The sequence below is a fragment of the Pseudonocardia halophobica genome (genome assembly GCF_050948485.1).
Lineage (GTDB): Bacteria > Actinomycetota > Actinomycetes > Mycobacteriales > Pseudonocardiaceae > Pseudonocardia > Pseudonocardia halophobica.
The window spans coordinates 895,177-909,339 of sequence record NZ_CP192046.1 but is presented as its reverse complement, the minus strand read 5'-3'; the positions used below and the strand labels follow the sequence as shown (position 1 = coordinate 909,339).

14 protein-coding genes are annotated in these 14,163 nt (G+C 74.2%); 6 read left to right on the top strand and 8 right to left on the bottom strand.

What is annotated here, in order from left to right:
• Window positions 1-99: 99 nt before the first annotated feature.
• Together ACQP04_RS04485 and ACQP04_RS04480 are read left to right on the top strand one after the other, a co-directional pair.
• Window positions 100-336, top strand: coding sequence for a hypothetical protein (locus ACQP04_RS04485; protein ID WP_433505803.1), 237 nt, complete (start codon window positions 100-102; stop codon window positions 334-336).
• A gap of 159 nt (window positions 337-495) precedes the next feature.
• Entirely contained in the window at window positions 496-1,035 is a 540-nt protein-coding gene (locus tag ACQP04_RS04480; protein ID WP_433505802.1) for a hypothetical protein, read from the top strand.
• A gap of 45 nt (window positions 1,036-1,080) precedes the next feature.
• Here the strand turns inward: ACQP04_RS04480 and ACQP04_RS04475 are convergent, their stop codons facing one another.
• The 6 genes from ACQP04_RS04475 to ACQP04_RS04450 form a co-directional block, all read right to left on the bottom strand.
• Entirely contained in the window at window positions 1,081-1,887 is an 807-nt protein-coding gene (locus tag ACQP04_RS04475) for a M48 family metallopeptidase (RefSeq protein ID WP_433505801.1), read from the bottom strand.
• 155 nt (window positions 1,888-2,042) lie between these two features.
• Window positions 2,043-2,477: an SHOCT domain-containing protein gene (locus tag ACQP04_RS04470; RefSeq protein WP_433505800.1), complete on the bottom strand. Its 435-nt coding sequence runs from the start codon at window positions 2,475-2,477 to the stop codon at window positions 2,043-2,045.
• 51 nt (window positions 2,478-2,528) lie between these two features.
• A complete protein-coding gene (locus ACQP04_RS04465) occupies window positions 2,529-4,076 on the bottom strand; it encodes a hypothetical protein (RefSeq protein ID WP_433505799.1) in 1,548 nt (515 codons plus the stop codon).
• A gap of 100 nt (window positions 4,077-4,176) precedes the next feature.
• The gene (locus ACQP04_RS04460) at window positions 4,177-4,377 is read right to left on the bottom strand and encodes a hypothetical protein (protein WP_037047765.1); all 201 of its coding nucleotides are present in this window, start codon (window positions 4,375-4,377) and stop codon (window positions 4,177-4,179) included.
• Window positions 4,378-4,495: 118 nt separating this feature from the next.
• Entirely contained in the window at window positions 4,496-4,621 is a 126-nt protein-coding gene (locus tag ACQP04_RS04455) for a hypothetical protein (protein WP_433505798.1), read from the bottom strand.
• 88 nt (window positions 4,622-4,709) lie between these two features.
• Window positions 4,710-5,612 (bottom strand): MBL fold metallo-hydrolase, encoded by a 903-nt coding sequence (locus ACQP04_RS04450; protein ID WP_433505797.1) that lies wholly within the window; start codon window positions 5,610-5,612, stop codon window positions 4,710-4,712.
• Window positions 5,613-5,700: 88 nt separating this feature from the next.
• On the opposite strand from ACQP04_RS04450, the gene ACQP04_RS04445 reads away from it, so the two are divergent.
• Window positions 5,701-6,288 carry a DUF1707 SHOCT-like domain-containing protein gene (locus tag ACQP04_RS04445; protein WP_433505796.1) on the top strand — a complete coding sequence of 196 codons (588 nt, stop codon included), beginning with the start codon at window positions 5,701-5,703 and terminating at the stop codon, window positions 6,286-6,288.
• On the opposite strand, the gene ACQP04_RS04440 is transcribed toward ACQP04_RS04445, so the two are convergent.
• A complete protein-coding gene (locus tag ACQP04_RS04440; RefSeq protein WP_433505795.1) occupies window positions 6,289-7,887 on the bottom strand; it encodes an MFS transporter in 1,599 nt (532 codons plus the stop codon).
• Window positions 7,888-7,908: 21 nt separating this feature from the next.
• Complete coding sequence (locus tag ACQP04_RS04435) at window positions 7,909-8,346, bottom strand: DUF7144 family membrane protein (protein ID WP_433505794.1); 438 nt, start codon at window positions 8,344-8,346, stop codon at window positions 7,909-7,911.
• A 144-nt stretch (window positions 8,347-8,490) separates the two neighbouring features.
• Here ACQP04_RS04435 and ACQP04_RS04430 point away from each other — a divergent pair, with 144 nt between their 5' ends.
• From ACQP04_RS04430 to ACQP04_RS04420, 3 genes are all read left to right on the top strand, one after another.
• Window positions 8,491-11,187: an MGH1-like glycoside hydrolase domain-containing protein gene (locus tag ACQP04_RS04430; RefSeq protein ID WP_433505793.1), complete on the top strand. Its 2,697-nt coding sequence runs from the start codon at window positions 8,491-8,493 to the stop codon at window positions 11,185-11,187.
• The gene (gene glgX, locus ACQP04_RS04425) at window positions 11,184-13,286 is read left to right on the top strand and encodes a glycogen debranching protein GlgX (protein WP_433505792.1); all 2,103 of its coding nucleotides are present in this window, start codon (window positions 11,184-11,186) and stop codon (window positions 13,284-13,286) included. Before ACQP04_RS04430 ends, glgX begins: the two co-directional genes overlap by 4 nt.
• Before the next feature lie 74 nt (window positions 13,287-13,360).
• Window positions 13,361-14,161, top strand: coding sequence for an alpha/beta fold hydrolase (locus tag ACQP04_RS04420; protein ID WP_433505791.1), 801 nt, complete (start codon window positions 13,361-13,363; stop codon window positions 14,159-14,161).
• Window positions 14,162-14,163: the final 2 nt, after the last annotated feature.

Genomic DNA, 14,163 nt, shown 5'->3' with positions numbered 1-14,163 from the left:
AAGTCGGCCGGTCCGGGGGGCGCGCTCATCCCGTGCGGATGGTGTGCCGTCCCGCCGGCACCGGCATCGTCGACCCGTCGACCGCTGGAGGAGGTCACAGTGAGCTGCGAGTACTCGGTGCGCGTGCGGGGACGTCTCAGCCCGGCCCTCCTGGCCGCGCTGGACCCGCTCCGCCCGGCCCATCCCACGGAGACCGAGCTGCGCGCCCGGGTCGACGACCAGGCCGAGCTGCAGGAACTGCTCGCCCGGCTGCAGGATCTGGGGATCGAGCTGGTCGGGCTGCAGCGGATCCCGGCCGGCCCGCAGCGTGGATCACGAGGCGGACCACAGCGCTGACCACGGTGCCGGCGCCGGCGGTGCCCGCGCGGCCCCACGGGCCACGACCACCCGTCCGGGATGACCACTCGCCGTCCCGGCGCACCGACACTCGTCCCCGTCGGACGGGTTCACGTCGGATGGGTTCACGAGATTCCGCTCCCGGAGGTCGGAGGCGTCATGGTGCACATGCTCGGCGGACCGGAGGCACGCCCGGGCCGGATCGCCCTCCGCGTCGCGGCGGCGGCCCTCGGCATCGCGGCCGTCGCAGGGTGCTCGGCGCAGCCGCCCGCACCGCCGTCGGCGCCGCCCGCACCGCCCGCGACGACCTCGGCGCCCGCGACGACGGGGTACTCGCCCGAGCTCTGCGCGGCCGCCGCGGAGTTCCAGACCGCGGCCAACGCGATCGTCCGGATCGACGCGACGAAGGTCGGCACGGAGGGCGTCAAGGCCGCGCTGCAGGACCTCGCCGACGCGGGGCGGAACCTGGCCGCCGCGGCGGGCGCGCAGTTCGGCCCCCAGGTCGACGCCCTCGAGCAGGCGCTCGCCGCGCTCCAGACGACCATCGCCGGCATCACGGACCAGGCGAGCCTGTCGGCGAAGCTGGGGGCGCTCGCCGCGTCCGTCGCCCAGGTCGAGGCCGCGGCGGCCCCGATCGTCGACAGCGTACGGACGGGCTGTCCAGGGGTGCCGACGGTCCAGACCCCTCCGACGTCGTGAGCCGCACGGCGGGCCGCCGTCCTCGCGACGGCCCGCCGCGGCGCGTCACCCGGCCCGGCCGTCCGCCTCCGCGCCCCCGACGACGAGCCCGCGCCGGCCGCTGTGGGCGGCCGCGTGTGGCCCGTCCGATCTCGGACGACGCCCCGGACCGGGGCGCACCAGACCCAGGCTGTGGAGCCGTTCCAGCCGCCGAACCGTGTAGGGGTGGGAGCGCGGCAGCTGCGCGAGCCCGACCCAGAATCCCCGCAGCTCCTGGCCCTGCCGGAGCAGCGCGGGAATGTCGACGTGCCGCTCGGTGTGGCGGCCCGAGGCGAGCAGGATCAGCCCCGTCGCCCCGTCCGGCTCCAGGTACGCGCCGTGCCGGTCGCACGAGTACTCCCGCAGCCGGGACAGCGCCGGCCCGAGCAGCGGGATGCGCTGCGAGTAGGCGACGGCGAGCTGGTACCAGAGCGCGACGTGGTGCAGGCGGACGTGCCCGAGCTCGTGGCCGAGGATGAACCGCAGGCCCTCGCGGTTCCCCTCGTGGAGGTGGGCGAACAGCTCGTTGGAGAGCACGACGTAGTCGTGCCCCGTGGCCTGGGCGGCGAAGGCGTTGAGGGCGCCGTTGCCGTCGGCCAGGAAGATGTCCGGCCGCCGCCGCAGGCCGAACCGCGCCGCAAGGTCCGCCGCGGTGTGGTACAGCTCGGGGTACTGCTCCGGCGACAGCTGCATGGCCGTGCCCCGGGTCGAGACCCGCTGCGTCTCGCGGACCACGACCAGGGCGGGCACCAGCAGCAACAGGCCGAACAGGGCGGCCCGGATGCCGTTCGCCCACGCCGTGTCCTGCAGCGTCGGCGGGACGAACGGCAGCACAGGGCGACCCGGACGATCGCGACGACGATCGCGACGTTCAGGACCACCATGAACACGAAGAACGGGAGCTCGGCCGGGTGCCGTAGCCGGTTCGGTGGCGGTGCGGCCGGGCCTCGGACCTCACGTGCGTGGCACCTCGCCGGCGCCGCCGCCGGTCAGTGCGCCGGCTCACCGAGCGACCGGCCGAGGGCCTTGGCCTTCAGGGACTCGTACTCGGTCTGGGTGATCGCGCCCTGGTCGAGCAGGCGCTTCGCCTCGGCGATCTGCGTGGTGGGCCCGCCGGCGTCGCCGTTCGCGGTGGCGATCCGGCGCACGTCGCGCTCGTAGGCGGCGCGGACCGCGGCGGCGTCCGCCTGCCGGCGGTCGCCCATCTTGCGGCCCTCCGCGATCAGGTACACGAGCGAGCCGAGGATCGGCAGGACGATGATCAGCACCGTCCAGCCGGCCTTGCCCCAGCCGCCGATGTCGTCGCGCCGGAAGATGTCGCCGAAGATCACGAAGATCATCCAGAACCACAGGACGAAGCCGAAGAACACGAGCATCGTCCAGAACAGGTCGAGCAACGGGTAGGCGGTCTGTGCGAGGAGCATGTCCAACCCCTTCTCTCTGGTCTGCCGGTCCGCCCGTGCGGGCGTTCCGGGTCAGGGGCCGGAGTCGCTCCGGCCGGTGGTCCCCGGCGTCGTCGCGGCGGCCGTCGCCGGTGCCGTGGCCCGGTCCTGACGATCGCCCGTGACCGACACCGACGTGCCATCCCGGACGGGTGATTGCGGGTCCGCGACGGCGTCCGCGTCCGAGGTGGGCGGCGTCGGGAGTGCCCGCTCAGGCGCGCGCGGCTGGTCGAGGAACTGCACGATCCCGAGCAGGACCACCAGCGCGACGACGATCCACAGGACGTCCCAGCCCGACGGCCGGTCGATCAGCACGAGCACGAGCGCGGCGAGGACCACCAGGCCCGTCCGCAGCAGGGTGAGGTGGGCGTGCACCCACGGCCCGACCGGACCCTCGGCGAGCCACCGGCCGACCGCGCCGCGCCGCAGCGACGCGACGCCGCCGGCGAGCGCGGCCCGGAGCCGGACCGCGGCGGGCGAGGGGCCCGTGACCCACGCCGCCAGCGTGACCACCAGGCCGATCACGAACAGCGTGCGCAACGCGGCCCGGACGAAGCGCACCACGATGTCGAAGGCCGAGGACACCGCGGCGGCCGACGACTCGGCGACGCCGCCGACGACGAGCCCCCGCACCGCGAACAGGGCCAGGGCCAGCACGAACATCGTCGCCATCACCCCGATGCCGACGACCATGGTCGCGCGCCGCCGGCGCCGGGCCAGCAGGACCCCTCCGATCAACAGGGCCAGGGTGACCCAGGGCAGCCACGTGGCCGTGACGTCGAGCAGGTGGTACAGCGTCTGGGCGCGGATCAGGGTGCTGGCCGGGAAGAGGTCGATCGTGGGATGGATCGCGGGGATGCGCGCCGCGAGCTCGAACCCCGACGCGACGAGCCGCTGCTTCGCGGCCTCGATGAACGGGTAGAGGTCGAGGACGACCTTCCCGCCCTGGATGCCGATCGCCGAGGACTGCCCCTCCAGCACCGCGGCCATCTGCTGGTGCGACAGCGTGAGCGCCTGCTGCGCCGCGGCGACGAAGGCGGGGCTGGCCACCACCTCGTGCACCTTGTCGCCGACGAAGGAGCGGGTGCCGTCCGCGAGCGGGCCGGTGAGCCCGTGCAGCCGGTCGGCGATCGGTGCGGGCAGCCCCTGGGCGGCCAGCGCGTCCACCGCCTGGTTCGCGAGCTGCTGCACGTCGACCTGGGCGAAGATCTCGGCGGTGACCCGGTCGGACACCACCGTCTGCACCGCCGGGTCCTGGAGGACCGGCCCCACGGTCGCCACGAACCGGTCCGTGTCGGCGAGCTGGTTGTGCGTCCACACCGCCAGCACGGACACCGGGACCAGCAGCAGGCCCAGGACCAGCAGCACCGCCGAGCCGACCGAGGCCCACCGGATCGGGCCGCGCCGACGCTTCGGCGGCGGCGGTGGCGGCGGTGCGGCACGCAGCGCGGCGAGCTCGGCACGCAGCCGCTCCAGCTCCGCCCGTTCCTCGGCGGTCAGCGGCGCCACCGGTGCGGCGGTACCGGTCGCGGCCGCCCGATCGGGCGGAACGGGCTGGTCGGGTCGGTCGACGACGGACATCGTGGCCCTCCTCGCCTGCGGCGCCCGGACCAGCGCACCATCCGACGGGCGGCGCCGGCCGGCATCACCTCGTCCGGGCGAGCGGACCGTCGCCGTCCGCTCAGGGGAGCGGATCCGGCAGGACCGAGACGAGCGTGAGCCCGAGGGCGTCGAGCTGGGCGATGATCCCGTGCAGGTGCGAGTCGTCCAGCACCTCGCCGTCGATCACCGTCTGCGGGGGCAGCTCCGTGATCCGCATGTCGCCGAGGGCGGCACGCGCCTCCTCGGACAGGACGCCGTCGACGCGGAACTCGTAGTGCATGGGGCATCGGCTCCGTTCTCGTCGGCGGCGCGGTCAGCCGGAAGCGAGGCTGCCCGGCGCCGGGGGGCCGGTCCTCATCCGTGACGAGTGAACGGGCCGTGTGGCCCGGCCGCTGCGGTCACCGCGGGCCGGCACCCGCCACCAACGGGAACCCCCGCAGGATCTGCTGCAGGTGCATGACCTGCCGGGGAAAGTCGGCGATGGTGAACCCGACGACGTCCACGACCCGGTCGAGGTCCGCCACCACCCGCCTGGCCTCGGCGCTGGTGAGCCCGCCCGGCTCGGCGCCCAGCCCCAGCGGCTCATGACGGGCCTCCCTCCGCGCCGCCCCCTCAGCCTGCCACCGCGCGGTAGCGGCCGGGCTCCACCTCCGCGACGACCCCCGTGCGGACGAGCCGGGCGATGTGCTGCTCGGCGGTGCGCGCCTCGACGCTCTCCACGTGCGGGGCCTCGACGTGCGGCCGGTAGACGAACCGGTGGTCGACGACGTCGGCGAGGCTCCGCGGCTCGGCCAGGAACTCCGTCAGCGCCTCGTCCCGCCGCCCGATCACCTCCCGGTACGCCCGCAGCCGGCGGCGGAACTCGTCCGCCCCCTCGACCACGCCCTTCTGGTGGAAGGTGCCGAACCAGCGCGCGTCGACGGACCCGCAGATCTCGATCGACCGTTCGAAGCCCTCGAGGCTGCTCACCCGGTCCCCGTAGTACGGCCCGAACGAGGTGAGGTCGATGTCGGCGATGTAGAGGAAGCCGTCCGGCTCGACCAGCAGCCCGCAGTGCCCCGCGGTGTGCCCGGGCAGGTGCACGACGGTCGCCGTGCGGTCGCCGAGGTCGAACCGGTGACCGTCCGGCACGCCCACGGCGTCCGGGCGGCTGCGCACCCTGAACTCCGCGGCCAGGGAGTCCGCGAGCTCCGCCGTGGCGTCCGCGGGCAGGCCGTAGCCGGCGAGCAGCACCTGCGTGTCGCGGACCGCGGGCAGGTCGGCGGTGTGCACGTGGACCGGGGCGTCGAACGCGTCGATCGCCACCAGATGGTCCTCGTGGGCGTGGCTGACGACGACCGCGTCCGCCGCCGGGAGGGCGTCCTGCTCGACCAGCGCGAGCGACGGGTCCACGAGGAGCGTGCCCGCGCTGCCCCGGACCAGCAGCGAGTTCCCGTACGGGTAGCCGCCGCCGTTCGCCGCCCGCAGCAGCGTCACCTGCCCGTACTCCTCGGGTGTCCAGCCCGTCGTCCCCATCGACGCCTCCCGTCGCGCACCATCGCCTCCCGCTAGTTCTGCCTTGTGGCCACGGCCCGCGTCAAACGGCCTGCACTAACCTCGGGGCGTGGATCGGGGGAACCTGCGGATCTCGGACACCGACCGTGAGGCCGCCGCGCAGAGGCTGCACCTCGCGATGTCCGAGGGCCGCATCACGCTGGCCGAGCTCGAGGAGCGCCTGGGCGCCGTCTACGCGGCCAGGACCTACGCCGAGCTGGAACCGCCGTTGGCGGACCTGCCCGCGCCGTCCGGCCCGCCCGCCGCACCGCAGGTACAGGTCCCCGCCGTCCGCGAGGACGTGCACCTGAACACCGAGATGGGGTCGATCAAGCGGACGGGCGACTGGCCCGTCCCGCCGAACCTCCGGCTGACGACCAGCATGGGCTCGATCCACCTGGACCTGACCGGGACCGCGACGCCGCCCCGGATCGCCGTCGACGTCGCCACCGGGATGGGGTCGATCACGATCGTCCTGCCGCCCGGCGGCTCGGCGGACGTCGACGGCGTCACGACCTCCTGGGGAACCGTGTCGACCAAGGTCCCGCACACGCCCTCCGGGTCCGGGCCGCACCTCGTGGTGACGGGCAGCGCCGGGATGGGCAGTGTGACGATCCGGCACGCCCGCAAGGGGTTGAAGGACTGGTTCGGCGCCTGATCAGCCGAGCGTCGTCTCCGCGGCACCCGACGGTTCGGGGTCCGGGAGCCGCCGCATCCGCAGGGAGTTGGTGACCCCGAGCGCGGCGGCGAGCAACGGTACGAGCAACCCGATCTGCAGCGCGAACGGGCGGGCCTCGGTGTTGATCCGGATGATCTCCTGCCGGATCGCCTCGGGCTGCGTGGCGAGCAGCTCCGCGAGCCGGGTGTTGCTCATCAGCTCGGCGTCCTCCTCCAGCACCTGCGCCACCTGCTGTTTCTCGGCGGGCGGCAGCACCGTGCTCGCCTCGGTCTCCGCCGTGAAGGTGTAGGCCAGGGCGGCCAGCATGATCGCGCCGGCGAAGGCGAGGCCGAAGGAGAGCCCGAACGACCCGGCCGCCGAGTTGACCCCGGCCGCCTCGCTCACCCGCTCCTCCGGGACCGGGGACAGCGTGTAGTTGTTCAGCTGCGACACCAGCAGGCCCAGCCCCGCCCCGGCGATCACGAGCGGGCCCACGAGCACCCAGCCCGTGTCGGCGCGCGGCACGAGCGGCAGCAGGACGAGGATCCCGATCACCACCAGCCCGAAGCCGACGCCCACCACGGTGGCGGGTCGGCGCTTCCCGCTGCGCTTCCCGGCCAGGATGGCCAGCCCGAACATGCTCAGCGACAGCGGCGCGATCGTGAGGCCGGCCTCCATGGCGTCGTACTCGAGGACCATCTGCAGGAAGATCGGGAGCACGATCATGGTGCCGCCCAGCGCGACCTGCTGCAGCAGCTGCTGGGAGACGCCGACCCGGAAGTGCGCCGAGGAGAACAGCGCGGGGTCCAGCAGGGCCGGCTCCGCCCGGCGCGCCCGGTGCCGCAGCCAGAACACCAGGCCCACGAGCCCGAGGACGCCGATCGCCAGGACGAGGCCGACCCGCTCGCCGCCCTCCTGCCACACCAGGATGCCGAGGACCAGGCCGCCCATCCCGACGACCGAGAGGCCCGCGCCGACGACGTCGACGCCCCGCGGCCCGGCGTAGGGGACGTCGCGCACGAGCTTCGCGCCCCCGAGCACCACCGCGATCACCACGACCTCGAGCACGAACCCGACCCGCCAGGACAGGTAGGTCGTGATGAAGCCGCCGAGCAGCGGGCCCACGGCGGCGGCGATCGCGGCGGCGGCCCCGACCAGGGCGTACACCTGCTTGCGCGCCGCGCCGTCGAAGTTGCCGTGGATGAGCGACTGCATCGCGGGCAGCAGCAGCGACGCGCCGATCCCGCCGATCACCGCCCAGAACACGATCACCGCGGTCAGGCCCTGCGCGAAGGCCATCGCCGTCGCGCCCACCGCGTAGCCGAGCAGCCCGAGCACGTAGGCACGCTTGCGCCCGATGAGGTCGCCGACCTTGCCGCCGATCAGGATGAACGCGGCGGACACCAGCGCCTCGAGCGCGATCGCCGACTGCACTCCGCTGACCGTCGTCCCCAGGTCGCGGACCACGGCGGAGATCGACACGTTCATCAGCGACGTGTCGACCACCAGCACGAACATCGCCATGGCGAGCAGGAGTCCGAGGAGACGGCTGCCTCCCGCGCCCTCCGCCGCCCGCGGGTCGTCCCCGCCGCTGCTCACGTCCCGGTCCCGGCCGCGCCGTCAGGCCTGCTCGGCGTGGTACGGGACGAGCGCCCAGATCACGATCACGTTCAGCGCGATGAGCATCAGGCCCCAGACCGGGAAGTGCGGGAGGAACGCGAAGTGCGCCACGATGTTCAGCGCGGCCGCCGTGATGCCGAGCGCCCGCGCCCAGGACGCACCCCACAGCACGCCGGCGCCCGCCGCACCGAGCAGCACGGCCAGCACCAGGTGGATCCAGCCCCAGGTGGTCAGGTCGAGCATGTAGGTGTACTGCGGCGTCCGCACCACGACCTGGTCCTGGACGATCGACGCGATGCCGGTCAGGACGCCGCAGGCTCCGGCGAGCAGCATCAGGACGGCGGCGAACAGCGCGAAGGTGGTCGTGTACTCCGTCCGGCCCCCGGGCGTCGCCGCTCCGCCCGACTCGGCGCGATGCGGCGTGGCGTGCGTGCTCATCGTGGACTCCCTCCGGCGGTCCGGGTCTCGGGCGTCACGCTGACCCCTCCGCACCGCCGCGGCCCCATCCCGGACGGGTGAATCGACTTCCGCCCGCGGGTCGCAGACTCCGCTCCGGGTGGACGACGGCGACGGGGAGGCGCGGTGGGCGCGGAGAGCGAGCGGGTGCGGGGGTTCGCGAGCCTCGACGAGGGGCTGCGGTCGGGGGACCCGTGGTACCGCTGGGGGCCCTACCTGAGCGAACGGCAGTGGGGCACGGTCCGCGAGGACTACAGCCCGGACGGCGAGGCCTGGTCCTACCTGCCGCACGACCGGGCCCGTTCCCAGGCCTACCGCTGGGGCGAGGACGGCCTGGCCGGGTTCTCCGACGTCGAGCAGCGGCTCTGCCTCGGCCTCGCGCTGTGGAACGGGCGCGACCCGATCCTCAAGGAACGGATCTTCGGGCTGACCGGCCCCGAGGGGAACCACGGCGAGGACGCCAAGGAGTACTGGTGGTACCTCGACGCCGTCCCGTCCCACGCCTGGAACCGCTGGCGGTACCACTACCCCCAGGGCGCCTTCCCCTACGAGGACCTGGTGGCGACCAACGGGGCGCGCGGCCGGCACGACCCGGAGTACGAGCTGCTCGACACCGGCGTCTTCGACGACGACCGCTACTGGGTCGTCGAGGTCCACTACGCCAAGGCGGACCCGGACGACCTGCTGGTCACCGTCGAGGTCACGAACGCCGGCCCCGGACGGGCCGAGCTGCACGTCCTGCCGACGTTCTGGTTCCGCAACACCTGGTCCTGGGAGCCGGACGCCACGCCGCCGGCGATGCGGGCGACCGGGCCCGCGACGGTCGCCGTGCCGCACCCCTTCCTCGGCGACCTGGAGCTGGCCGCCGGCCCGGCCCCCGATGGCGCCGGACCCGAGTTGTTGTTCTGCGACAACGAGACCAACCTCCGGCGCCTCTACGGGACACCCGGGCCGGAGTACCCGAAGGACGGGATCAACGACCACGTCGTGCACGGCGCGGCCACGGTGAACCCGGAGGGCGCCGGGACCAAGTGCGCGGTCCGGTACCGGCTGGCCGTCGACCCCGGCGCGACCGTGGAGCTACGGCTGCGGCTGCGCCCGGCGGACCGGCCGGGCGACCTGGGCGAGGACTTCGCGCGGGTCCGCGACCGGCGGCGCGCGGAGGCGGACGAGTTCTACGCCGAGCTGACGCCCGCGGCGGCCTCCGCCGACGAGGCGAACGTGATGCGCCAGGCCTTCGCCGGGCTGCTGTGGAGCAAGCAGTTCTACCACTACGACGTCGCCCGCTGGCTCGACGGCGACCCGGGCCAGCCCCGGCCGCCCGCCTCCCGGGAGCACGGGCGCAACGCCCGGTGGCGGACCTTCAACTCCTTCGACGTCATGTCCATGCCGGACAAGTGGGAGTACCCCTGGTTCGCCTCCTGGGACCTCGCCTTCCACTGCGTCGCGCTGGCGCACGTCGACCCGGGCTTCGCCAAGTACCAGCTGATCCTGGTGTGCCGGGAGTGGTTCCAGCACCCCGACGGCGCCCTGCCCGCCTACGAGTGGGACTTCGGCGACATCAACCCGCCGGTGCAGGCGTGGGCCGCGCTCGAGGTGTTCGCCCTCGACGGCGCCCGCGACGTCGACTTCCTCTCCCGGGTCTTCGACAAGCTCCTGGTCAACTTCACCTGGTGGGTCAACCTGCAGGACTCCGACGGCTCGAACGTCTTCGAGGGCGGCTTCCTCGGCCTGGACAACATCGGCCCCATCGACCGCTCGCACCTGCCCCCGGGTTTCGTGCTGGAGCAGTCCGACGCGACCGGCTGGATGGCCGCCTACGCACTGGCCATGGCCGTCATGGCGGCCGTGCTGCGGGCGTCCGGCCAGCGGCCCGCCGACGACCTGGTGCGCAAGTTCCTCGAGCACCTCGCCGCCATCCGCGGCGCCGTCGAGGCCGAGGGCCTGTGGGACGCGGAGACCGGCCTGTTCGCCGACCGGCTCGTCGCCCCCGACGGCACGGTCGTGCCCGTCGCGGTGCGCTCGATGGTCGGTGTGATCCCGATGCTCGCCGCCGGGGTCGCGGACGAGACGACGCTGCGGCGCGCGGCTGCCGCGGGCAAGCACGTCTCCCGGCTCCTGGACCGCAAGGGCCTCGGCGACGAGGCCGACCTCGCCGCGCGCGGGCTGCTGCGCGGCGGGCCGGGGAACCGGCAGCTGCTGCTCGGCGTGGTCGGCGTCGACAAGCTCGAGAGCCTCTTCACCCAGCTCTTCGACCCGGCGGAGTTCCTCTCGCCGCACGGCCTGCGCTCGGTGTCCGCCTACCACCGCGAGCACCCGTACGTGCTCGACGCGCCCGGCCTGCACGCCGAGATCGACTACGAGCCGGCCGAGTCGACCGTCGCGATGTTCGGCGGCAACTCCAACTGGCGCGGGCCCGTGTGGTTCCCCGTCAACCACCTCGTGGTGACCTCGCTGGAGCGCTACCACCGCTTCTTCGGCGACGACCACACCGTCGAGTACCCCACCGGCTCCGGCAAGCGGCTGCGCCTGGACGAGGTCGTGGCGGACCTGTGGGAGCGGCTGGTGTCGCTGTTCCTGGTCGGCGACGGCGGCCGCCGGCCCTGCTTCGGCGGGGTCGAGCGGCTGCAGCGCGACCCGCGTTGGAAGGACAACCTGCTGTTCAACGAGTACTTCCACGGCGACGACGGCGCGGGGCTGGGCGCGTCGCACCAGACCGGCTGGACCGGGCTGGTCGCCGACGTGATCCGCCGCCGGCACGGCGCCGTCGACCCGGTCGGGGACGTGCTGCGCACGCTGCGGGAGCAGGGGCCGGACCGGTGAGCGGGTGCCCTGTGCTGCCCGGGTCCGTCGCCCCGCTGGGGGCCACCGTGCGCGCGGGTGGCACGAACTTCGCCGTGGCCTCGCGGGCCGACGCGGTCGAGCTCTGTCTGTTCGACGGCGTGGACGAGCGCCGGCTCGTCCTGCCCGAGTACGACGCCGGGGTCTGGCACGGCTTCGTCCCGGGCGTCGGTCCCGGTCAGGCCTACGGCTTCCGCGCCCACGGGCCCTACGAGCCCGCCCGCGGCCTGCGCTACAACCCGGCCAAGCTGCTGCTCGACCCGTACGCGCGGGCGGTGACCGGCGAGGTCCGCTTCGGCCCGGAGGTGCTCGGGCACGACCCGGACGACCCCGGACGAGCGAGCATGCTGGACTCGGCCGCGCACGTCCCCCGCAGCCTGGTCGTCGGCCGCCCGGCGACGACCTCCGAGCCGGCGCCGCTGTACTCCTACGCCGACACCGTCGTCTACGAGGTGCACGTCAAGGGGTTCACTGCGACCCATCCCGGCGTGCCGCCCGCGCTGCGCGGCACCTACGCCGGGCTGGGGCACGACGCCGCCGTGGCCCACCTCGTCGGGCTGGGCGTGACCACCGTGGAGCTGCTCCCGGTGCACCACCACGTGTCCGAGGCGTTCCTCCCGGCGCGAGGGCTCACGAACTACTGGGGCTACAACACGATCGGCTACCTCGCCCCGCACCCCGGGTACTCCGCCGAGGTCCGGCGCGGGCGGCCCGGCGGGGAGGTCGCCGAGTTCCGGGCGATGGTCGAGGCGCTGCACCGGGCGGGTCTGGAGGTCGTGCTCGACGTCGTGTTCAACCACACCGGGGAGGGCGACCCGCACGGCCCGACCCTGTGCCACCGCGGCCTCGACAACGCCGGCTACTACCGGCTCGACCCCGCCGACCCGCGCCGCTACCTCGACACCACCGGCTGCGGCAACTCCCTCAACACGACGGACCCGTTCACGCTGCAACTGGTCATGGACTCGTTGCGGTACTGGCTGACCGTGATGGGCGTCGACGGGTTCCGCTTCGACCTGGCCCCCACCCTCGCCCGCGACGACGGCGGGTTCGACCGCCTCGCCGCCTTCTTCGACCTCGTCTCCCAGGACCCGGTGGTGTCGCGGGCCAAGCTGATCGCCGAGCCGTGGGACGTCGGGCGGGCGGACAGCTACGACCTGGGCCGGTTCCCGCCGCTGTGGCGGGAGTGGAACGGCCGGTACCGCGACACGATCCGCGACTTCTGGCGCAGCCACGACGGCCTGCTCGGCGAGTTCGCGACCCGCTTCGCCGGCTCCGCCGACCTCTACGGCGGCCGCGGCCGCCGGCCCACCGCCTCGGTCAACTTCGTCACCGCGCACGACGGGTTCACCCTCGCCGACCTCGTGGCCTACGACCGCAAGCACAACGAGGCCAACGGCGACGACAACCGCGACGGGACGGACGACAACCGCTCGTGGAACTGCGGCCAGGAGGGCCCGACCGACGACCCCGAGGTGCGGGCACTGCGGGCCCGGCAGCAGCGCGCCCTGCTCACCACGCTGCTGCTCTCGTTCGGGGTCCCGATGCTGCTGGGTGGCGACGAGCTCGGCCGCACCCAGCGCGGCAACAACAACGCCTACTGCCACGACGACGAGCTCACCTGGTTCGACTGGGCCCACGTCGACGGCGACCTGCTCGCCTTCACCCGCACGCTGATCGCCCTGCGGCGGTCCCATCCCGTGTTCCGCCGGCGCCGGTTCCTGTCCGGCGTCGACTGGCGGAACCTGCGCTGGTACAGCCCCGCCGGCACGATCCTGACCGCCGCCGAGTGGGCGGACCCGTCCGCCCACTGTGTCGCGACGTACCTCGACGGCCGGGACTCTCCCGACCGGGACGCCGAGGGCCGGCTGCTGCTCGACGACGACTTCCTCGTCCTGGTCAACGCCTGGTGGAAGCCCGTCGGGTTCACCGTGCCGGCGCTGCGCACCGGCCAGGTGTGGGAGCCCGAGATCGACACCTTCGACCCCGCCGCGCCGGGCGCCCACGGCAAGCCCACGGCCGGCGACGTCGTGACCGCGGGGCCGCGCTCGGTCGTCGTCCTGCGGGCCCCCGCCGACTGAGGTGCCGCGGGCCGCTCGTGAGGGGCGGCGTGCGGCCGCGTAACCCCGGTGTGATCGGGTGCGACCTTGGCCGCATGACGGTCATCGAGCGCGTCCGTTCGGCCGACGGCACCGAGATCGCCCTCGAGCAGGTGACCGACGGGCCCCGGCGCCTGCTGCTGGTCCCGGGCGGTCCCGCCGGCCGGCGCCGCTGGGCCCGCACCGCAGCCCTGCTCGACGGCCACTACGCCTGCTGGCTGATGGACCGCCGCGGCAAGGGCGACTCCGGCGACACCCTGCCCTACGCGTTCGCCCGCGAGTTCGAGGACCTCCGGGCCGCGACCGGGCGCCTGGCGAGCCAGGGGCCGCTGAGCGTGGGGGCGAACTCCAGCGGCGCCTCCGTGGTCCTCGGTGCCGCGGTGCGCGGCCTCCCGGTCTCCGAGCTGTTCCTCTACGAGCCGCCGTGGCCGGTCGACGGCCCGCTGACCCCGCCGGCGACCATCGACGCCCTCGACGTGATGATCACCGACGGCGACCGGGCGGGGGCGGTGACGCGGGCCCTGACCGAGGTCGTCGGCGTGCCGGCCGCCGCCGTGCCCGGCCTGCGCACGCTGCCCACCTGGGCCGAACGCGTCGCGCTGGTGCACACGTGGACCCGCGAGATGCGCGAGGTCGACCGGCTCCCCGGGATCGACGCCCTGGCCGCGGTCGACGTGCCCGTGTTGCTGCTGCTCGGCGACCGCAGCCCGGACCACCTGCGCCGGGCCACGACGGCGATCGCGGCCGTGCTCCCGCGCGCGACGGTCGTCCCCCTCCCGGGCCAGGGCCACGGCGCGCTCGACGAGGCGCCGTCGGTCGTCGCCGAGGCCCTGCTCGCCCGGGTCACACCGAACTAGTC

Bases quoted from the DNA above. Each gene is read 5' to 3' on its own strand.
- ACQP04_RS04480 (WP_433505802.1), top strand. From the start codon at position 496: ATGGTGCACATGCTCGGCGGACCGGAGGCACGCCCGGGCCGGATCGCC.
- ACQP04_RS04450 (WP_433505797.1), bottom strand. From the start codon at position 5,612: ATGGGGACGACGGGCTGGACACCCGAGGAGTACGGGCAGGTGACGCTG.
- ACQP04_RS04460 (WP_037047765.1), bottom strand. From the start codon at position 4,377: ATGCACTACGAGTTCCGCGTCGACGGCGTCCTGTCCGAGGAGGCGCGT.
- ACQP04_RS04465 (WP_433505799.1), bottom strand. From the start codon at position 4,076: ATGTCCGTCGTCGACCGACCCGACCAGCCCGTTCCGCCCGATCGGGCG.
- ACQP04_RS04435 (WP_433505794.1), bottom strand. From the start codon at position 8,346: ATGAGCACGCACGCCACGCCGCATCGCGCCGAGTCGGGCGGAGCGGCG.
- ACQP04_RS04470 (WP_433505800.1), bottom strand. From the start codon at position 2,477: ATGCTCCTCGCACAGACCGCCTACCCGTTGCTCGACCTGTTCTGGACG.
- ACQP04_RS04420 (WP_433505791.1), top strand. From the start codon at position 13,361: ATGACGGTCATCGAGCGCGTCCGTTCGGCCGACGGCACCGAGATCGCC.